We start from the raw sequence: 20421 nt of genomic DNA, 5'->3' as shown, positions 1-20421 counted from the left end.
GATTGGAAGCGGGAAGCAGTGTGGCTTATGCAGCCTGGCGCAAGCGGCGATGGAGGTAATTTTCATCGAACCCCGCAATCTGGATCAGCAGATCGGGTTGCGCGATAAACAAGCTGCCGCGTTTCAACGTCATCGCTTCGGTCTGCCGCAACTCGCGCAGCACGCGATTGAGATGCACGGGCGTCATCCCGAGCGAATCGGCCAGCAGCAATTGCGACAGCGGCAGCTCAAACGTCATTTCCGTGATCAGGCCGATCGCGCGTGCCCTGATATACAGTTCGCACATCAGATGCGCGACGCGTTCGACGCTCGATCGCCGTCCCATGCTGGTGATCCAGGCGCGCAACGTGCCCTCATCGACCAGTTGCGCCAGGTACATCGCCTTGGCCACGCCGCGATGATCGTCCAGGATGGTGTCCATCTCGGCCCGATCGATCGTCGCCACCGAGGCGCTCGTAATGGTCTGGATGCTGTGATCCATCTCGGCCAGCAAGCCGACGTGGAGATCGCAACAATCCCCCGGCATGAGATAGGCCAGCACCTGGCGCAGACCGTTGGGCAGGATTTTATAGCGAACTGCCCAGCCCTCCAGCATGACGAACACTGGCCCGGGTCGGTCGCCTTCTCGAATTAGGTCGCGCTTGGCGGGATATTTGCGCGGGCGCGCCGTGGCAGCCGCCAAGGCAGCCGTCCCCCCTTCCCCCAGGTCGTGAAAGCGTTGCAGCTTTTCAGTGAAGCGATTGCCCATATGTCCTTCATCGCACGACCAAATAAAATTTGATATTGTTCCACTTTATTGTTCCAAGTTAATCTGGATGAACTTTTTTGATGGTGCCGGTGATACGACGACCTCATCGCGCGGCGTATCGATCGCGCCGCGCGAGAATCACTTTTCCGGAAAGCGTGCCGTGTCCGATGCCAGTTCAAACGATAATATCACTCTGCCGGCGGACGCAACGCCGACCGATCCCGATGCGCGCGGCCAAGCGGCGATGTTGTTGGTCGAAAGCCTGATCCATGCCTTGGTGGCCCGATCGGTCATTGGTTTGTCCGATGCTGTTGAGATCATTGCGATTGCCGCCGATACGCAGCGGCAAATGGATGACGAAACGCGCCATGCCAGCGATCCGACGGCCAGTTCGCTGACATTATTGGAGGCGATCGGCAGTAGCCTCGCGAATGATCTGCCCTGCTGATCGCCATCCGCCAAATGGCTATGCAGATAGCGGCGGAGCGCACGGCGATCTTTCGTACAAAAGATTAATCCATGTTGTGATGGCACCGCGCATTCCGGTTACGATTTGCACATCGTTACTGGGAGGAACGGACATGACCGCCGGAAATTCGAGCGATTATTATCGTTTTCGCGAGGCACGGGAACTGTCGCTCGCGCGCGCCGCAGTGAACCCCAAAGTTGCCGATATTCATCGCGAGATGGCCTCGCGATATGCCGAGCTGATCATGCTGGAGTCGGTCTCCTGCTACGTGCCGGTGATCACCGCACCTCGCCTTTGCGCAACGGCTCTATGAAGACCGGCGGCGGCGCGTGATCCGCGCCGCCGCCCGAGCGAACGTGGCAGATCAGACCAAGCGTTATTCGGGGGAAAGTGATCCGTGGCCGCCGCCCTGCGAGCGAATCGAGGCAGCGATGATCGCGTCGTGATCGATTGAGATATGGTTCTCGGCGAGATGTAGGGGATGTGCGATCGCTGCGACCAACAAAGTATCGCCCTGATCGACCATCAGGTTAAGTGCCGTGTTCAAGGCCGTCAAACTGTCCGAATATCTACACATAGGTCCCTCCATGTGCCTAGATCATGCCCGAGAACGGTACCATCAAATTAACATAGATTATGTTTACATCGTTTTTCGCTGATGTTTCGGCAGCCATATTGGGTCTTGTCCACCAACATTCGCAGATTGGCACGGTCGCAACTGGGGGATCGTGTCGCGCCTTGCGCGCGCGCATAAAGAAAGGGCCGCGTCTTGCGACGCGGCCCCGGCCTCTTCCAAGAAACTCGATCCTCAGACCGGCTGCTTGACGCCCGACGCGGCGGCGACTTCCGCAGCGAAGTCGCTCGTCTCGCGCTCGATGCCTTCGCCGAGCTGGAAGCGGACATAATCGACCAGCTTGATCGGCTTGCCCGCGGCCTTCGCCGCATTGGCGACGACGTCGGAGATCTTGGTCTTGCCGTCCATCACCAGCAGCTGGCTGACGAGGGCGTTCTCCTTGCGGTACTTGGCGATGCCGCCTTCCACCATCTTGGCGACGATGTCGGCCGGCTTGCCGCTTTCGGCGGCCTTTTCGGTCGCGATCGCACGCTCGCGCTCGATGATCTCGGGATCGAGATCTTCCTCGTTCAGCGCCAGCGGGAAGGCCGCGGCGATGTGCATGGCGATCTGGCGGCCCAGCACATGCAGGGTCTCGGCGTCAGCCTCGCTCTCCAGCGCGACGAGCACGCCGATCTTGCCGAGGCCCGGCGCCGCGGCGTTGTGCACGTACGGCACGACCGCGCCAGCGCTCACTTCGAGGCGCTTGGCGCGACGGATCGCCTGGTTCTCGCCGATCGTGGCGATATTGTTGGTCAGCGTCTCTTCGACGGTCTTCTCGCCGAGCGAAGCGGCCTTGATCGTCTCGATCGAATCGCCCAGCGCGAGCGCAACCGAGGTCACGTCACGCACGAAGGTCTGGAACTGCTCGTTCTTGGCGACGAAATCGGTCTCGGAATTGACCTCGACAGCCGCCCCCTTCGTGCCCGACACTTCGACGCCGACCAGGCCCTCGGCCGCGGTGCGGCTGGATTTCTTGGCGGCGGCGGCCAGGCCCTTGGCGCGCAGCCAATCGACGGCGGCGTTCATGTCGCCATTCGCTTCGGTCAGTGCCTTCTTGCAATCCATCATGCCCGCGCCGCTCTTCTCGCGCAGATCCTTCACTGCTGCTGCCGTGATCTCGGCCATATCTCTAATCCTTTTTCAGTCTGCAAATGTGGCGCGGGCGGGGAAAGGCTCTCGCCCCACCCCGCCCGCTAACTCAGCAAGGTGACGCTTATGCGTCGATCTGGCGCTCGCCTTCGGCAGCCGTTTCCGGCTCGGTCGATGCGGCAGGCGTCTCGGGATCGGTCGCTTCAGCAGCGGCGGGAGCGAAATCGGCTTCCGTCACCGTCGTGTCGGCTGCGACAGAAGGCGATGCCTCGATCGGGGTCAGCGCCTCTTCAACCGGGGGCTGATCGAGCGAACCGACGTCGACGTGACGGGCCTGCTGCTCCTGGCCACCGCGGGTCGCGGCGATGGCGATCGCTTCGCAATACAGGCGGATGGCGCGGCTGGCGTCATCGTTGGCCGGTACCGGGAAAGCGATGCCGTCGGGCGAGACGTTCGAATCGAGGATCGCGACGACGGGAATACCCAGCGTGTTGGCTTCCTTGATCGCCAGCTCTTCCTTGTTGGCATCGATCACGAACATCACGTCCGGGATGCCGCCCATGTCACGGATGCCGCCGAGCGACAGTTCCAGCTTGTCCTTTTCACGGGTCAGCTGCAGCACTTCCTTCTTGGTCAGGCCGTGCGTGTCGCCGGAGAGCTGCTCTTCGAGCGTCTTGAGGCGCTTGATCGAACCCGAAATGGTCTTCCAGTTGGTGAGCATGCCGCCCAACCAGCGATGGTTGACGAAATGCTGGCCCGAGCGACGGGCGGCTTCGGCGACCGGCTCTTGTGCCTGGCGCTTGGTGCCGACGAACAGCACCTTGCCGCCAGCGGCGGTCGAAGCAGCGACGAATTCCAGGGCGCGTGCGAACAACGGCACGGTCTGCGAGAGATCGAGGATGTGGACGCCGTTGCGGTCGCCAAAGATGTAGGGCTTCATCTTCGGGTTCCAGCGATGCGTCTGGTGTCCGAAATGCGCGCCCGTTTCGAGCAACGCCTGCATGGAGACGACTGGTGCCGCCATAGATAATTCCTTTCCGGTTGAGCCTCTGGGAAGCGAGTGATCCATGTGGTGGGTGAAACCCGCCGGACACCGGCTATGATGCTTCCCATGTGGTGTGAAGGCGCGCCCATTACCGCGGGGCGGCCGCGAAATCAAGTGTTGACGTTGGAACAGGAGTGGAACATACAGGGTCCGTAAGCAGGACAGGGAACTTACTAACCTAACAAAGGTTTAACGTCCCATATTTCTGCCCGCAAGTTCAAGGAGTTGGGCCATGATGACGATCGTTTCATACCTGCTGTTCGCGGCAACTTTGGCAACATCCCTCGCCGTGATGTTCTACACCGTGGCCCCCAGTTTGCCGCGCATCATCGCCCTGCTCCAGGGCCGCGAAGATATCGCTGCCATGCCGCACCTCGTGCTCAGGGATCGTCGAGCGGCACCTCGCGGTCGCTCGGCACAGCCGCAGACGGCGCCTGCGCAGCGCGCAGCCGCTTGATCCGGGCATAGGATCGCACGCTGAACGGCATCGACAGGAAATAGGCGGCCGCCAGCAGCGATACCGTATGCCACGGTGCCGAAACGATTGCCGCGCCGACCAGGACGACGATCGCCAGCGCTTCGAAACGGATGTTCCGCCGCAGCCTGAGCGAACCCCAGGAATAGGTCGCGATGCTGGAAATCATCAGCAAGGCGACCATCGCCACCCACGGCGCGACAAGATAGGGCGAGCGGAACACCGGCTCCTCGGTCCACACCCAAAAAAATAGCGGCAGCATCGCCAGCCCCGCCCCCGCGGGCGCGGGCACGCCGGTAAGGAAGCCGGCCGACTTATGCGGCTGTTCGGTCTCGTCGATCTGCGCGTTGAAGCGCGCGAGCCGCAGCGCGCAGAATACCGCCAGCACCAGCGAGCACAGCCAGCCAAGCCGCGGCAGATCCTTCAGCGACCAAAGATACAGGATCAGCGCCGGCGACACGCCGAACGAAATCACATCGGCAAGCGAATCGAGCTCCGCGCCGAACCGGCTCTCGCCATGCAGCATCCGCGCGATCCGGCCGTCGAGCCCATCGAGCACGGCGGCGACCACGATCATTAGCACCGCAATCTCGAAATTGCCCGAAATGGCGAAGCGAATGCCGGTCAGCCCCGAACAGAGGGCCAAAGCGGTGATGGCATTCGGGGCGACGGCGCGGAGTGGCAGCCCACGCGGTTTGCGGGCCAAGGGCCGCCTCATGTGCGGGTCACTGCGCGATGCCGCTCGGCACGATACCGCCGATGCGGCCAAGCACGGTTTCGCCGGCGATGCTGCGTTGGCCAAGGCACACCTGGCACGCGACATCATCAGGCAGGAACACGTCGACACGGCTGCCAAAGCGGATCAGCCCAACGCGCTGCCCGGTGGCGACCATGTCGCCCGGCTTGACGAAGCCAAGGATGCGGCGCGCCACCAATCCGGCAATCTGCGTGAAGCCGACGCGCCGTCCGTCCTTGCCCTCGACGACGATATGCTGGCGCTCATTCTCTTCCGACGCCTTGTCGAGATCGGCATTGAGGAACTTGCCCGAAATATACACGACCTGCCGGATCGTGCCAGCGATCGGCGTGCGATTGATATGCACGTCGAACACCGACATGAAGATCGACACGCGCACCAACGGCCCGTCACCCAAGCCGTTCTCCCCGGCCAGTTCGCGCGGCACGGCGACACGCTGGATCATCGTGATCAACCCATCGGCCGGGGCGATGATCAGATCGTCGCCCTGCGGCGTGGTGCGTACGGGATCGCGGAAGAAGGTCACCACCCAGGCGGTCACGCCGAGCAATGGCCAGAACAGAATGTTCGAGATCAGCCAGGTACACAGCAAGGTGATCGCCAGCGCGATGAGCACATATTTGCGCCCCTCGGGGTGCATATCGGGGAACCGCCATTTCACGGTCGTCGTCGCCAGAGGCGGCTTGTCTAGGGATGCCATGCGCGTCGTTCTACCTATCGTGATACCGGCTGACAACGTTCCTTACCCGCCAAGCGCTTTCCGAGTGCGGCATGGCGGAGGTTGATCCCTCGCCACCTTGCTCCTAGACGCTTGGCCAAACCTCCCCAAAACGGACAAGAGCATCATGGCGAAGATCAAGGTAAATACGCCCGTCGTTGAGATCGACGGCGACGAGATGACGCGGATCATCTGGCAGTGGATTCGCGAGCGCCTGATCCTCCCCTATCTCGATATCGATCTGGAATATTACGATCTCGGCATGATGAGCCGCGACGGCACCGACGATAAGATCACCGTCGACAGCGCCAAGGCGATCCAGAAATACGGTGTCGGCGTGAAGTGCGCGACGATCACCCCGGACGAGCAGCGCGTTGAAGAGTTCGGCCTCAAGAAGATGTGGAAATCGCCCAACGGCACGATCCGCAACATCCTGGGCGGCACGATCTTCCGCGAACCGATCGTGATCAAGAACGTCCCCCGCCTGATCCCGGGCTGGACGCATCCGATCGTCGTCGGCCGCCACGCGTTCGGCGACCAGTATAAGGCGACCGACTTCCTCGTTCCGGGCCCCGGCAAGCTGCGCCTCGTGTTCGATGGCGATGACGGCCAGGTGATCGACCAGGAAGTGTTCCAGTTCCCCACGTCGGGCGTCGCGCTGGCGATGTACAATCTCGACGATTCGATCCGCGATTTCGCCCGCGCGTCGATGCATTATGGCCTGAATCTGAAATGGCCGGTGTATTTGTCGACCAAGAACACCATCCTCAAGGCTTATGACGGCCGCTTCAAGGACCTGTTCGCCGAAGTGTTCGAGACCGAGTTCAAGGACAAGTTCAAGGAAGCGGGCATCGTCTACGAGCATCGCCTGATCGACGACATGGTCGCCAGCGCGCTCAAGTGGCACGGCGAGTTTGTCTGGGCGTGCAAGAATTATGATGGTGACGTGCAGTCGGACCAGGTCGCGCAGGGCTTCGGCTCGCTCGGCCTGATGACCTCGGTGCTGCTCACGCCGGACGGCAAGACGGTCGAGGCGGAAGCCGCACACGGCACCGTCACGCGCCACTTCCGCCAGCACGAACAGGGCAAGGCAACGTCGACCAACCCGATCGCCTCGATCTTCGCCTGGACCGGCGGGCTCAAGTATCGCGGCAAGTTCGATGGCACGCCCGAAGTGACCAAGTTCGCCGAGACGTTGGAGCGGGTCTGCATCAAGACGGTCGAGGATGGTCACATGACCAAGGATCTCGCGCTGCTGATCGGTCCGGAACAGCCGTGGATGACGACCGAGCAGTTCTTCGAGCAGGTGCGCGTCAATCTTGAGCAGAAGATGGGCGAAATTACCGCCTGATCTGTCAGGTCCGCTCGCCGGCGTCCGGCGAGCGGACATGCTCCGGGCGCACGCCCATCCCGACCAGTCGCGCCGGGATGCGCCGGAGCAGCGCATATCGATCGAGCAGGCGCGCCGCGAGCGGCGGGCGCTTCATCGGTACGGTCGAGCCGAGCAGCGGTGCCACGATGCGGTCCTGCGCCAGTTGCTGCGCACGCTGCGTAAGCCGCACCGGCAACATGCGCCTTTTGCGGATCTTATGGAGTAGCGGATCGGGGTCGAGGCCAACTGCCATCGGGCCGGCCAGAATGTTGGCGGCGGCAACCGCGTCCTGGATCGCCAGGTTGATGCCGACCCCACCAAGCGGCGACATGGCATGCGCCGCGTCGCCGATCACCAGCAGCCCGGGGCGATGCCAGCGCTGCAGGCGATCGACCGTCACGGTCAGCAGCTTGACCTGATCCCAATCGGTGATCGCCTCATCGACGCCGGCTGTTTCCGGCCCGACGGCGCGGACGCGATCGCGGAACGCCGGTAGCCCCGCGCGCTTGATCCGATCCGCAGTGCCTTTGGCGAAGACGAACGCGCATTGCCAATACTCGCCTCGGTCGATCAACACGAACAACCGACCGCTGTCGAAAACGCCCATCGAATCGTTCTCGCGCCGTACGGTCTTGGGCAAGCGGAACCAGAAGACGTCCATCGGGGCGCCGATCTCGGTCAGCGGCAGATCGTCCCGAAAGGTCGAATCGCGCCCGTCACAGGCGATGACGAGCCGCGCGCGAACCTCCTCGCCGTCAGCGGTCAGCACGCCGCAGACGCGGTCACCATCCTCGATCAGCGCCACTGCTTCGCATTGCTGCCGCAGCGTGAAGGCCGGATAGCGCCGCGCTTGGCCGGCAACGAAGTCCAGAAACTCCCATTGCGGCATCAGTGCGATATACGGTGCTGGCCCGGCAAGGTGGCGGAAGTCGGCGATCTTCAGCGGCTGTCCGGCAATCCGCGCGCCGAGTTGGACGACCTTGTCATGCGGCCGCTCAAGCAGTGCCGGCAACAAGCCGAGTTCGTCAAAAATCCTCAGCGTCGCGGGGTGCACGGTGTCGCCGCGAAAATCGCGCAGGAAATCGCCATGCTTCTCCAGCACCAGCGTCTTCAGCCCCGCGCGCGCGAACAATAATCCGGCCACCATCCCGGCTGGTCCGCCGCCGATAATCACGACATCCGTTTCGTGCATGGGCTGACAAGGCCTTCGATTACCGGTTACAGGATGCCTATGGCTGCACCTCTTCTCAATAGCGGATTTAGCGACGCGCTGGTTATTCTTGGGGCGGCGGGCATCGTCATCCCGGCATTTGCGCGATTCAGAATCAGCCCGGTGATTGGGTTCATTCTGGTCGGCCTGTTGGTCGGACCGTCCGGACTCGGCACATTGGTACGGGATTATCCCTGGCTATATTATTTCACGATCTCCGATGCGCATTCGATCGAGCCGTTCGCCGAATTCGGCATTACCATGCTGCTCTTCTCGATCGGGCTCGAACTATCGCTGAAGCGCTTATGGGCGATGCGTGCGCTGGTGTTCGGCACCGGGGCGGCACAGTTGCTGGCCTCCGGTGCGCTGATCGGGCTCGGCCTGTATCTGTATGAACAGGTCTCGGTAGAGGCGGCGATCCCGGGATTTGCCGGTGCGGCGGCGCTGGGCATCGCGCTGGCACTGTCCTCTACCGCGCTGGTACTACCGATTGCCGGTACCACCAGCCCGGTTGGCCGCTCGGCTTTCTCGATGCTGCTGTTCGAAGATCTCGCCTTGGTGCCGATCATCTTCGTGCTGGCGGCGCTGGCGCCGAGCGCGGCCGGTGATGGACTGTCCAACGTGCTTGGCGTGCTCGGCCGGGGCGCGCTGACCGTGGCGATCATCTTCGTCGGCGGGCGCTTGCTGCTCCCCAAGCTGTTCGCGCAGGCAGCGCGGACCAAGAGCCCGGAACTGTTCCTTGCCGCCTCGCTGCTGGTGGTGATCGCCGCCAGCTTGGCAACCACCGCTGCAGGCCTGTCCCCGATCGTCGGTGCCTTGCTCGCCGGGCTGCTGATCGCCGAGACCGATTACCATAGCGAAGTCGAAGTGATCACCGCGCCGTTCAAAGGGCTGGCGCTCGGCGTGTTCCTGATCACTGTCGGCATGAGCCTGGATATCCGCATGATCGCGGAAAATTGGGTTGGCTTGCTTGCCGCGATCACCGGCGTCGTCGCGGTGAAGACAGCGGTGACCTTCTTCCTGCTCAAGCTCTCGGGCATCCGCAACGGTGTCGCGGCGGAGACCGGGCTGCTGATGGCCAGCCCATCCGAAACGACCTTGATCGTGCTCGGGACGGCGGCGCAGGCGAGTTTGATCAGCGCGACCACGGCTGGCTTCTGGCAGACGGTGACCGCCATTGGCCTGACCATCACGCCGCTGCTCGCACAACTCGGCAAGCGCGTGTCGAAAAATATCGAGCGCCGGGCGACCGGCGATCCGGCGGATACCGCCATCCCCCCGGAAGGTCCGGGCACCGTGGTGATCGGTTTCGGCCGCGTCGGCCAGATGGTCGCCGACATGCTCAAGGTGCATAACCAGCCATTCATTGCGGTCGAAGCGGATATCGACGTCGTGGCGACGGCGCGTCGCGAGGGATATCCAGTGATCTTCGGTGATGTCGCACGGTCCGAACTGGTCGACCGCCTCAATCTGGGCCGGGCCAAGGCGCTGATCCTGACGATGGACGATCCGGTCCTCTCCGTCCATTTGACCCGGCGCGTGCGTGGTTGGGTGCCGGGGCTGACGATCGTTGCACGTGCCCGTGACGTGCATCATGCCGCGCAGCTCTACCGGGCCGGTGCGACCGATGCGGTGCCGGAGACGCTGGAAAGCTCGCTGCAATTGTCGGAAGCAGTGCTGGTCGACCTCGGTGTCGCAGTCGGGCCGGTCATCGCGTCGATCCACGAGAAGCGCGATGCGCTGCGCCAGGAAATCCGCGCTTCGGCGGACATGGACCGCGATCCCCGGCTCAAGCGGCTGCGGCAGACCAGCGCCGGGCCGAGCACATTGGGCGAGAACGTCGCCTGAGGCTATTTCTTGCCGATTTGCCCGAGCGGCAATAATCGATCGGCCAATGCCTGCGTCGCCTTGCGGTTGCCGCTGTTCAGCGGGACCAGCATGAGATTGGCCGAGCGCTGCATGATCCGGTCGAGCACGGTCGGGGCGGCGGCGCGGGTGGCGGCCTCGGCCAGTTGCTTGCCGCGCGCATCGGATCCGTCGAGCTCGAGCCGGAGCAATGCCGCCAGCCCCAGATACATGGCGCGATTGCCGCCAAGCGCCAGGGCACGATCGATCGAGGCGAAGCCGACGCTTTTCTGCGCACCGACCGCGGCACGGCCGACGAACTGCCCAAAGGCAGCGATCACGCCGACATGCCACGCGCCAAGCGCGAGATGGGCTTCCGGATTATTGGGGTATTTCGCCACCAAGGCCTCGAACCGGCGCCGCGCCTCGATCGCGCCGGCGCGGTTACCGGTGAGCTTGGCACGGTAGCCGATCGCAGTGGCCTGGACGATCGCCGCTTCCTGGTCGTCGCTGCGGCGCGCCAGGGCGGCGCTGGTCACTTGATGCACGCGGTCGATCTTGGCCAGCGCCACCGCCTTGTCGCGGTCGGCGAACACCGCATTGGTCAGCACGTCGCGCGGCGTATCGGCGTGCGCGACGCACGGCGCGATCAGCAGCGCCGTAGCCATCGCCGCGATCGGCCAGTGCCGGGGAAAAGAACTCATCGAGGCCGCCTGTCGCAATATCGCATTGATGTTCGCCTAGCCGACGCGGCTGTCGGTCACGTTAACGTAGATCAGCCGGCCAGGGCGGCACGGATCGCGGCGAGCGCGTCCTCCGCCTTGGCCCCATTCGGCCCGCCGCCCTGCGCCATGTCCGGCCGACCGCCGCCACCCTGCCCGCCGAGCACGGCGACCGCAACGCGCAGCAGATCGACCGCATTGTGCGTCGCGACCAGATCCGCGCTGACGCCGACCGCGATCGAAGCGCGCCCCTCATTCACGGCGAGCATCACGGCGATCCCCGATCCGATGCGCTGCTTGGCCTCGTCGACCGCGCCGCGCAGGCCCTTGGCGTCGAAATCCTGCATCACCTGGCCAACGAAATTGACCCCGCCAATCTGTTCCGGCCCGGCCGGTGCGGCCCCTGCCCCGCCGCCGCCCAGCGCCAGCGCCTTCTTGGCTTCGGCCAGTTCGCGCTCGAGCCGGCGGCGATCCTCGACCAACGCGGCGACACGCGCCGGCACCTCGTCGGGCGTCGACTTCAACGTCGCCGCCGTCTCGCGCAATTTCTCGTCGCGTGCCGCCAGATACTGGCGTGCGGCTTCGCCGGTCAGTGCTTCGATGCGGCGCACGCCGGACGACACGGCGCTTTCGCCGACCACTTTGAACAAGCCGATATCGCCGAGCGCGGTGACATGCGTGCCGCCGCACAGTTCGAGCGAATAGGTCTTGTCGCCCTCCGTACCCATCGAGACGACGCGCACTTCATCGCCGTATTTCTCACCGAACAGCGCCATGGCGCCTTCCTTGATCGCTTCGTCGGGCGTCATCAGTCGCGTCGAAACGGGCGCATTGGCGCGGATGTGATGGTTCACGTCGGCCTCGACCTCGCCAATTCGCGCCGGATCGATGCCGGTCGGCTGCGAGAAATCGAAGCGCAGGCGATCGGGCGCGACCAAGCTGCCCTTCTGCGCGACATGCAGCCCGAGCCGCTGGCGCAGCGCCTCGTGCAGCAGATGCGTGGCGCTATGGTTGGCGCGGATCTGATCGCGGCGCGCGACATCGATCTGCAGCTTGACGGTATCGCCGACCTTGATCCCGCCAGCATCGACGATCGCATGATGCACGAAGATCCGGCCAAGCTGCTTCGACGTCTCCGTGACGTTGGCACGCAGCCCCTCGTCATTGGCGATCGTGCCGGTATCGCCGACCTGCCCGCCGCTTTCGCCGTAGAAGGGCGTCTGGTTGACCACGATCGACACGCTGTCGCCGGTGCTGGCATGTTCCACGCGGGCGCCATCCTTGACCAGAGCGACGACCTGTCCCTCGCCCGCCGTGGCGGTATAACCGAGGAATTCGGTGCCGCCGGACTGCTCGGCAATGTCGAACCAGATGTCGTCCGACGCCTTGGCCCCCGAGCCTTTCCAGGCGGCGCGGGCGGCGCGCTTCTGCTCGGCCATGGCGGTGTCGAAACCGGCGCGGTCGATCTGCATGTCGAGCCCGCGCAGCGCGTCCTCGGTCAGATCGTACGGGAAGCCGAACGTATCGTAGAGCTTGAACGCGGTCTCTCCGGGCAGCGTGTCGCCGGGCGACATGCTCGCGGTCGCTTCGTCGAGCAGCCGCAGGCCGTTGGTCAGCGTGCGACGGAACTGAGTCTCTTCCTGCAGCAAAGTCGATTCGATCGACGCCTGCGCACGCAGCAATTCGGGATAGGCCGATCCCATCTCGGCGATCAGCGCCGGGACCAGCCGGTGCATCAACGGCTCCTTGGCCCCCAGCAGATGCGCGTGGCGCATGGCGCGGCGCATGATGCGACGTAGGACATAGCCGCGGCCTTCATTGGCCGGCAGCACGCCGTCCGCGACCAGGAAACCGCTGGTGCGCAAATGGTCGGCGATGATGCGGTGGCTGGCCTGATTGTCGCCGGTCGTCGCAGTGCCGGTCAGCGCGCCCGAGGCGGCGATCAGCGCCTTGAACGTGTCGGTATCGTAATTGTCGTGCACGCCCTGCAGCACCGCGGCGACGCGTTCCAGCCCCATGCCGGTATCGATCGACGGCTTGGGCAGATCGCCGACGATCTGGTTGTCGAGTTGCTCGTACTGCATGAACACGAGGTTCCAGATCTCGACGAAGCGGTCGCCATCCTCGTCCGGGCTGCCGGGAGGGCCGCCGGGAATATGATCGCCATGATCGTAGAAGATTTCCGAGCATGGCCCGCATGGCCCGCTGTCGCCCATGGTCCAGAAATTGTCCGAAGTGGCGATGCGGATGATGCGCTCGTCGGGCAGGCCGGCGATCCGCTGCCACAGCGCGAACGCCTCGTCGTCGGTGTGATAGACCGTGACGGTCAATTTGTCGGCGGGCAGGCCCCACACCTTGGTCAGCAAGGTCCAGGCGTGGGTGATCGCCTGTTCCTTGAAATATTGCCCGAACGAGAAATTGCCCAGCATCTCGAAGAAGGTGTGGTGCCGCGCGGTGTAGCCGACATTGTCGAGATCGTTATGCTTGCCGCCGGCGCGGACGCATTTCTGGCTCGACGCAGCGGTGACATAAGGCCGCGTTTCGAGGCCGGTGAACACGTTCTTGAACGGCACCATCCCGGCATTGACGAACATCAGCGTGGGATCGTTCTGCGGCACGAGCGGCGCTGAGGGCACGCGGGCGTGTCCGGCACTCTCGAAATAGTCGAGGAAGGAACGGCGGATGTCGTTGGTGGACATATAGTGTGCGGTCATGGGTGCGATCTAGGCGAGGGAGCGCGTCGGCTCAAGCGGTCTGGTGGCAGGGCGGCACGAAGGGCGGCGATGGCGTAGGCGGCGGCCCGATAACCGCTCTGTCAGCGCGGCAGGAAAGCGCGGAAATCCGGCGTTCTTCGTCGCGAATGTTGCGAATGTTGAGGCAGGCACAGGCGACGCGATCGCGCGGAGGCTGGGCGCAGCTGGATGGCGAGCGGGGCATTTAAGAAGACTGACATGGAACCGGGCTTGTAGGACAGCGGGAATTTTGTCGAAGCAGCTTCGAGAACTCCTTCCCACCGGAAGAGGGCGGCGAGGACGAGGCCTGGAGATAGCAAGTCGTCCTCACCCTTCCGTACCCGATGGAGAGGGAATTGGGCGTGCGGCAACAGTCTGACGGCGCGCAGGCAACGTGTGCGCTCTTCTTTTCGATCTCGATCAGCGACAATAATTGGGTGGAGCGCGGTCTGTCCGCTTTCGAGCATGCTAGTAGCGATAGCCGACATTGCGCGACGCTGCCGCCCTTCCCGAAAAGGATCGAGAAACGGGAATGCGTACGGCTTACCGAATCGCCCGCTTACTCTGCAATTGAGAAGGGAAACGAGTTACTCCCGGATCATTGGAGACGATCGATCGGCGCTCCCGTCCAATCGAAATCCTACGCTGTTCGCGGTGCCCGCCGCCTGGATCGCCCCTCGATCGGCGCAAGCACGAAGGCAAAACTGACCAATTGCTCGCGCCCATCCGCCCTCGGCTGGCTGGTCAGTTCACCGAGGCGAGCGAGAAGGGCGTTGACCTCCGCAACGTCTCCTGGTGCGAGCCAGCCCTTGTTGCGTGAAGCCCAAAGTGTTCGTGCCGGACCGGCAACCACCGTGTCACTCCGCTTGAGAGCGGCTTGGAAGTCCCGATCGGCAATCTGCATTAATCCATGGGCGAAAGCGCGGAGCTCCGCGGCGTTTCCATTCGGGCCAAGGTCATAGGAAAGGCGTAGCGGGCCGTCACCACCGCCCGCCAGCCGGAAGCGGCGTTCCCCACCGTCGCTCGGCATCTCCTCCACCAGTCCGCCGGCCACGAGCGCGCGCAGATGGTAATAGAGCCCGTCGGCGGGACGCCCGAGCTGTTCCGCCAAGCTCGCCACGCCGGCCTCGCCGCCGAGCGCGGCAAGCGTATCAACCATCTCCTGGCGCACCCCCGAGCTGAGGAGCCGCACCTGCGCCGGATCGCGGATCAGCCGTGGCTCACAACCTTCATCCATTGGCCTAGACTCCTGTTGAAATAGTGAGCATATATTTCAACGGGTCGATCTGGGGAAGAGGCTCTGGCGGCAGGGTTGGGAAGTGGAATGACGGTGGCATCGCATATGGGAACACTCCTCTTGGCCGCCTCGGCGGTTCTTGCCTCGTCCGGCACCGCCCCGGCGCAGACGATCGCACCGGAAGCATTGCAGGCTGACCTCCGCTTCGCGCTTGATACGATCGAACGCGAGCACCCCGACCTTGCCCACTCGGTCGCCAAGACGACACTCGAACGCGCGGCCGCCAAGGTGCGTGCGCAGCTCGACCACCCGATGGCCCAGGCGGAAGCCTGGGCGACGTTGGCTCAGCTCAATCCTGTCCTCGCCGACGGTCACCTGTTCATCGGCCTACCCGATTGGCGGGGGCAGAGTGCCGAAGCGGTTCGGCGGGGCACGGGCTTCTTTCCCTTCGAGGTGGCGATTGATGCTGGCGATCATCCGGTCATCGTCTCGATGCTCGGCGGAGGACTGACGCCGCTTGTGGGCCGCCGCATCCTGCAAATCGACGGTCATGACGCGCGCGACGTCGCCCGTTCGCTGCTCGCGCGGGCTCATGGAGACACGCCTGCCTTCCGCAGAGCCCTGCTGGCACAACGTTGGTGGTTGCTATATGCGAAGCTCTACGGAACGCCAGCCGACTACGGCCTGGTGCTAAGCGGCTCGGGCAAACGCCTGACTGTGCCGGCCGGACACACGCTGCCGGCGGTCCTTCAGCGGGATGCCAGCTTCGATCGCCTGTTCGCATGCCGCATCAATACGGACAAATCGGCGCGCCTGACGGTCGCGTCCTTCGTGTGGGAGGACAAGGTGCGTTACCTGCAATTCACCCATGATTGTTTCGCGCGGATCAGGGCGGCCTCGGTCGATCACCTCGTGATCGATGTCAGCGCCAACGGCGGAGGCGACGACGACATGTGGAAGGACGGCATTCTGCGCTATTTAGCGACGCGCCCGTACAAACAGGGCTCCACCTACCGGAAGCGTGAGGCGAGCGGAGCGATGAGCGCGGGGACGATCGAGAATGCCACTCAGCCGGTGGCCGACGAACCCCTCCGCTTCCCGGGGAAGGTGACGGTGGAAATTGGTCCGCTCACCTACTCATCGGCGGTGCTTTTTGCCAACGTGGTGCGGGATTACCGCTTCGGGATCTTGGCGGGGGTCGGTGGTGCCGCCCGCACCCAACAATCAGGCGGCGTGCGAGGCGTCACGCTTCCGAACACCGGCCTGATCCTGTCCTATCCCCGCTTCGTACTCGATCCTCCCGCCGGCAGCGGCATTTCCAAGCTCCTGCAACCGATGACGCTAAACTGACCATGAGCCGATGCCGTTTCCTGCAAACGAACCGGAAGCGGGAGGCCGCCGCCCGCTGATCGCGCGGACAGCCGAACAAGGATGCCCACTTTCGCAGAATCTGTTCCGGATTGCCTGTTCCAAAAGTCCCGTTTGGAGATAGCGAAACGGGAAAGGTTGCGGTGAACGAATGGTCGGTTTCGGTGGCTTGGATTCGCACCCTAGCGCCCACCTCTGGGCGAAAGCTGCCTTCAAGCTCCTTCACGCACAGGCCGATGACAGCCCAGGCGGTGTCGATCAGACGAGCTTGCTCATCCCAGCGGCGCGTCGATCGAGACCGGTGGTGTCGAGAACCAGGCGGGGCCAGTGGCGGTCATGTGGAAGCAATCCTCCAGCCGCACGCCGAACTTGCCGGGCAGATACAGGCCGGGCTCGTTGGAGAAGCACATGCCGGGCGCAAGCTTGGTCGTCTCACCGCGAACGAGATTGACCGGTTCGTGGCCGTCCATGCCGATGCCATGGCCGGTGCGGTGCGACAGGCCGGGGAGCTTGTAATCGGGCCCGTAGCCGAGGCCGGTATAATAGGTCCGCACCGCATCGTCGACGCTGCCGGCTGCGGCGCCGAGCCGGGCGGCGGCGAAGGCGATCTGCTGGCCGTGGGCGACCTCGTCCCAGACCTTGCGCTGGGCCGCGCTGGCGGTGCCATGGACGAAGGTGCGCGAGACGTCCGATTGATAGCCCTGAACGGTGCAGCCGCAATCCATCAGCACGATTTGCCCATCCGCGACGATCTGCGGTTGGCGGCTGCCGTGCGGATAGGCGGCGGCCTCGCCGACCAGGACGAGCTCGAATTCGGGATCGCCGCCGAGCTTGCGCGTCGCGGCGTTCATCAGCGCGGCGATGTCGCGGTTGGTCATGCCTTTCGCGATGCGCGGGTAGGTCCAGCGATAGGCGGCGATCGTCACGTCGGTGGCGGCCTGCATCAGCGCGATTTCCGCGGCCGTCTTGATCATGCGACAACCACGCACGACCGGATTGGCGGAGACGAGCCGGGCCGACGGCAGCCTGTGGGCCAGCGCATCGACCGCGAAATAGCGCAGTGTCTCCTCGATGCCGATCGGGCGGGCGGCGAGTTTGCGATCCGTGAGGAAGCCGGCGACGATGGCGAGCGGGTTCTCGTCTTCCTGCCACACACGCACCTCCGCCTGGATGCCGAGCGATTCGCGCACCGAGGGTTCTTCGAAGAACGGCGTGACGATGCACGGATCGCCCTCGACCGGCAGGATCGCGGCAGTGAGCCGTTCGCTGCGGCTCCAGCGCACGCCGGTGAAATAGAGTAGCGACGAACCGGGCTCGATCAGCACCGCGCCGATCCCGCTCGCCTTCATCAGCGCTTGGGCGCGGGCGAGGCGGGCGCGGCGCTCGGGTTCGCCGATCGGTCGGGTACCGGTGGTGATGTCGCTCAGTGCCGACAGATCGGGCTCGGCGGCGCGCGACAGGCCGGGGGCGGACAGCAGCGGCAGCGCAGTGGCCGCGGCAAGGATTTGGCGGCGATTGGGGGCAAGGATCGGCATGGCACAACCGATACGGCGCTTGACCGCAGCGCCGCAATCCCCTTCCCTGCCGGCCACAAATCAATCCGGAGCATTCATGGGCAAGCGCCTTACCTATTATATCCTGATCGGGCTCGTGCTCGGCGGCATCGTCGGTTTGGGCGTGAACGCCTATTTCGACGATAATGGCGGCGCGGGGACGCAGCAGGCGGCGGATATTGCCGGCTATTTCTCGATCATCACGGCGCTGTTCCTGCGCCTGATCAAGATGATCATCGCGCCGTTGGTGTTCTCCACCCTGGTCGTGGGCATCGCGCATATGGGCGACACGCAGGCGCTGGGGCGGATCGGCTTCCGCTCGGTGGCGTGGTTCATCTGTTGCAGCCTGGTGTCGCTGACCTTGGGGCTGATCCTGGTCAATTTCTTCCAGCCCGGCGTCGGCCTCGCCATCCCGATCCCACCGATCGATGCCGCCAGCGGCGTCGACAAAGCCGCGTTCAACCTCAAGGATTTCATCTCGCATATCGTGCCGTCGTCGATGGTCGATGCGATGGCCAAGAACGAGATCCTGCAGATCGTGGTGTTCTCGATCTTCGTCGGCGTTGGCATCACCGCGGTCGGCGAAAAGGCCGCGCCGTTGGTGCGCGGGATCGATGCACTGGCGCAGGTCATGCTTCAGGTGACCAATTATGTCATGCGCTTCGCGCCCTTCGCCGTGTTCGCCGCGGTGGCGGGGACCTTGGCCGAGCGCGGGCCGTCGATCATCGGCAGCCTGGCGTATTTCATGGGCACGTTCTATCTCGGCATGGGGCTGCTGTGGTGCCTGTTGATCGGGGCCTGCTTCCTGATCGTCGGGCCGCGCACCGGCTTGCTGGTGCGCTATATCCGCGAGCCGCTGCTGCTGGCCTTCTCCACCGCCTCGTCGGAGGCGGCCTATCCACGCACGCTGGAGGCGCTCGACCGGTTCGGCGTGCCGCCGCGCATCGCCAGCTTCGTGCTGCCGCTCGGCTATTCGTTCAATCTCGACGGATCGATGATCTACATGACCTTCGCGGTGATGTTCATCGCCCAGGCCTATGGCATCGATCTGTCCCTGGGGCAGCAGATCACCATGTTGCTGGTGCTGATGGTGACGTCGAAGGGCGTCGCCGGCGTGCCGCGCGCGAGCCTGGTGGTGATTGCGGCGACGCTGGCCTTCTTCGATATTCCCGAAGCGGGGCTGCTGCTGATCCTGGCGGTCGACCATTTCCTCGACATGGGGCGCAGCGCGACCAATGTCGTCGGCAATGCCGTGGCGAGCGTGGTGATCGCCAAATGGGAGGGGCAACTCGACGTGCTCGAGCCCGCCGAGATCGATCCGCTGCCGGCGCCTTCGGGACATGGGCCGGCGGTGGATCGGGATCGGTTCGAGGGGTGACGCGCTTTCTGCGGGCTTCCCTCGATTGCGCTTCCCCGGCGCAAGCAGGGGCCCAGCCGCGCAGGGGTATCTGACTGGGCGCAGCGCGCGCCAACTGCTGTTTCGCGACTGGGCCCCGGCCTGCGCCGGGGAAGCGCTGTTGGGGAAGGAACGCGATCAAGCGTAGGCGTATGGCCCGCCCTTCTTGAGCGCGGTCTGATAGGCTGGCCGGGCGTGGATCTTGGCCAGCCAGGCGATCGTCGCCGGACGCGAGGTGTTCAGCCCGCCGCGCGCGCGTGCCGCTTCGAGCGGGAAGCTCATCATGATGTCGGCGGCGGTCATCGCGTCGCCGGCGAACCAGGCGCGGCTGGCCAGTTCGGATTCGACATAATCGAGATGCACGTCGACCATCGGCTGGATCCGCTTGAGCGCCTTCTTGCCGAACAGCGGGATGCGGGCGACGACCAGCAGCAAGAGCAGCGGCGGCATCATCGAACCTTCGGCATAATGCAGGAACTGGCGGTAGCGCAGCACTGAATCGCGGTGCGCGAGCGGGCCGAGTTTGCCGTCGGCCTTTTCGACCAGATATTCGACGATCGCACCGGTTTCGACGATCACCTTGCCGCCCTCGACGCCCGTATCCTCGATCACCGGCGATTTGCCCAGTGGGTGGACCTGTTTCAGCTCGGGCGGGGCGAGCATGGTCTGCTTGTTCCGCTCGTAGCGCTTGATCTCATAGGGCAGGCCGAGCTCTTCGAGCATCCACAGGATGCGCTGCGAGCGCGAATTTTCGAGGTGGTGGACGATGATGGTCATTTCGCTCTCCCGTTTGCGATCACGCTAGCGCGGTGGCGGTGGTTGTCGAGCGGGTGTTGGACCGGCGTGGCAGAAGATGTTCCTGCGTTCGCGGGGCAGAAGGATTGTCTTCGCGGTCACCCCCCTGCGGCGGCAGGGCCTATCGCTGTTTCCCCTAGCGGTGCTCGCGGAGGAGAGAGCGATGGCCCCTGCCTTCGCCGGGGTGACGAGAAAAGTTGGAAGGTTAGGCTAAGGTTAGGCCAAAACGCGTCTGCCCTGCCCCACGCCCGCCCTGCGCTGATCGCGGCGGACG

The 20421-nt window shown here is 64.1% G+C and carries 18 protein-coding genes; 6 read left to right on the top strand and 12 right to left on the bottom strand.

What is annotated here, in order from left to right; genetic code table 11:
• Positions 1-25 precede the first annotated feature (25 nt).
• Entirely contained in the window at positions 26-682 is a 657-nt protein-coding gene (locus tag U1739_RS02650; RefSeq protein WP_332703712.1) for a Crp/Fnr family transcriptional regulator, read from the bottom strand.
• Positions 683-731: 49 nt separating this feature from the next.
• Here U1739_RS02650 and U1739_RS02645 point away from each other — a divergent pair, with 49 nt between their 5' ends.
• Together U1739_RS02645 and U1739_RS02640 are read left to right on the top strand one after the other, a co-directional pair.
• Positions 732-1196 carry a hypothetical protein gene (locus U1739_RS02645; RefSeq protein WP_332703710.1) on the top strand — a complete coding sequence of 155 codons (465 nt, stop codon included), beginning with the start codon at positions 732-734 and terminating at the stop codon, positions 1194-1196.
• Positions 1197-1329: 133 nt separating this feature from the next.
• Positions 1330-1530, top strand: a complete 201-nt coding sequence (locus tag U1739_RS02640; protein ID WP_332703708.1) for a hypothetical protein — start codon at positions 1330-1332, stop codon at positions 1528-1530.
• Between the two features lie 63 nt (positions 1531-1593).
• Here U1739_RS02640 and U1739_RS02635 read toward each other — a convergent pair whose 3' ends face one another.
• The 5 genes from U1739_RS02635 to U1739_RS02615 form a co-directional block, all read right to left on the bottom strand.
• Positions 1594-1764, bottom strand: a complete 171-nt coding sequence (locus U1739_RS02635) for a hypothetical protein (RefSeq protein WP_332703706.1) — start codon at positions 1762-1764, stop codon at positions 1594-1596.
• A 261-nt stretch (positions 1765-2025) separates the two neighbouring features.
• Complete coding sequence (gene tsf / locus U1739_RS02630; RefSeq protein ID WP_332703704.1) at positions 2026-2958, bottom strand: translation elongation factor Ts; 933 nt, start codon at positions 2956-2958, stop codon at positions 2026-2028.
• A gap of 88 nt (positions 2959-3046) precedes the next feature.
• Complete coding sequence (rpsB, locus tag U1739_RS02625; RefSeq protein ID WP_332703702.1) at positions 3047-3946, bottom strand: 30S ribosomal protein S2; 900 nt, start codon at positions 3944-3946, stop codon at positions 3047-3049.
• Between the two features lie 401 nt (positions 3947-4347).
• Positions 4348-5160 carry a CDP-diacylglycerol--serine O-phosphatidyltransferase gene (gene pssA / locus U1739_RS02620; protein ID WP_332703700.1) on the bottom strand — a complete coding sequence of 271 codons (813 nt, stop codon included), beginning with the start codon at positions 5158-5160 and terminating at the stop codon, positions 4348-4350.
• Positions 5161-5167: 7 nt separating this feature from the next.
• Positions 5168-5899: a phosphatidylserine decarboxylase gene (locus U1739_RS02615; RefSeq protein ID WP_332703698.1), complete on the bottom strand. Its 732-nt coding sequence runs from the start codon at positions 5897-5899 to the stop codon at positions 5168-5170.
• Positions 5900-6044: 145 nt separating this feature from the next.
• Between U1739_RS02615 and U1739_RS02610 the strand changes: the two genes are divergently transcribed.
• On the top strand, positions 6045-7268 hold the full coding sequence (locus U1739_RS02610) for an NADP-dependent isocitrate dehydrogenase (protein ID WP_332703696.1): 1224 nt from the start codon (positions 6045-6047) through the stop codon (positions 7266-7268).
• Between the two features lie 4 nt (positions 7269-7272).
• Here U1739_RS02610 and U1739_RS02605 read toward each other — a convergent pair whose 3' ends face one another.
• The gene (locus U1739_RS02605; protein WP_332703694.1) at positions 7273-8481 is read right to left on the bottom strand and encodes an FAD-dependent oxidoreductase; all 1209 of its coding nucleotides are present in this window, start codon (positions 8479-8481) and stop codon (positions 7273-7275) included.
• A 39-nt stretch (positions 8482-8520) separates the two neighbouring features.
• Between U1739_RS02605 and U1739_RS02600 the strand changes: the two genes are divergently transcribed.
• Positions 8521-10347, top strand: a complete 1827-nt coding sequence (locus tag U1739_RS02600; RefSeq protein ID WP_332703692.1) for a cation:proton antiporter domain-containing protein — start codon at positions 8521-8523, stop codon at positions 10345-10347.
• A gap of 2 nt (positions 10348-10349) precedes the next feature.
• Here U1739_RS02600 and U1739_RS02595 read toward each other — a convergent pair whose 3' ends face one another.
• The 3 genes from U1739_RS02595 to U1739_RS02585 form a co-directional block, all read right to left on the bottom strand.
• The gene (locus U1739_RS02595; protein ID WP_332703690.1) at positions 10350-11048 is read right to left on the bottom strand and encodes a hypothetical protein; all 699 of its coding nucleotides are present in this window, start codon (positions 11046-11048) and stop codon (positions 10350-10352) included.
• 71 nt (positions 11049-11119) lie between these two features.
• On the bottom strand, positions 11120-13780 hold the full coding sequence (alaS, locus tag U1739_RS02590) for an alanine--tRNA ligase (RefSeq protein ID WP_332703688.1): 2661 nt from the start codon (positions 13778-13780) through the stop codon (positions 11120-11122).
• A gap of 658 nt (positions 13781-14438) precedes the next feature.
• Positions 14439-15035: a helix-turn-helix domain-containing protein gene (locus U1739_RS02585; RefSeq protein ID WP_332703686.1), complete on the bottom strand. Its 597-nt coding sequence runs from the start codon at positions 15033-15035 to the stop codon at positions 14439-14441.
• 87 nt (positions 15036-15122) lie between these two features.
• Between U1739_RS02585 and U1739_RS02580 the strand changes: the two genes are divergently transcribed.
• Positions 15123-16385: a S41 family peptidase gene (locus U1739_RS02580; RefSeq protein WP_332703684.1), complete on the top strand. Its 1263-nt coding sequence runs from the start codon at positions 15123-15125 to the stop codon at positions 16383-16385.
• A 290-nt stretch (positions 16386-16675) separates the two neighbouring features.
• Here U1739_RS02580 and U1739_RS02575 read toward each other — a convergent pair whose 3' ends face one another.
• Entirely contained in the window at positions 16676-17938 is a 1263-nt protein-coding gene (locus U1739_RS02575; protein ID WP_332703682.1) for a M24 family metallopeptidase, read from the bottom strand.
• A gap of 76 nt (positions 17939-18014) precedes the next feature.
• Between U1739_RS02575 and U1739_RS02570 the strand changes: the two genes are divergently transcribed.
• On the top strand, positions 18015-19334 hold the full coding sequence (locus U1739_RS02570; protein ID WP_332703680.1) for a dicarboxylate/amino acid:cation symporter: 1320 nt from the start codon (positions 18015-18017) through the stop codon (positions 19332-19334).
• Positions 19335-19490: 156 nt separating this feature from the next.
• Here U1739_RS02570 and U1739_RS02565 read toward each other — a convergent pair whose 3' ends face one another.
• On the bottom strand, positions 19491-20129 hold the full coding sequence (locus U1739_RS02565) for a glutathione S-transferase family protein (RefSeq protein WP_332703678.1): 639 nt from the start codon (positions 20127-20129) through the stop codon (positions 19491-19493).
• Positions 20130-20421: the final 292 nt, after the last annotated feature.

The organism is Parasphingomonas puruogangriensis, from assembly GCF_036663635.1.
Taxonomy (GTDB): domain Bacteria; phylum Pseudomonadota; class Alphaproteobacteria; order Sphingomonadales; family Sphingomonadaceae; genus Sphingomonas.
Note: the sequence above shows the minus strand (reverse complement) of the source record. Positions and strands in the feature narration are given on the sequence as shown.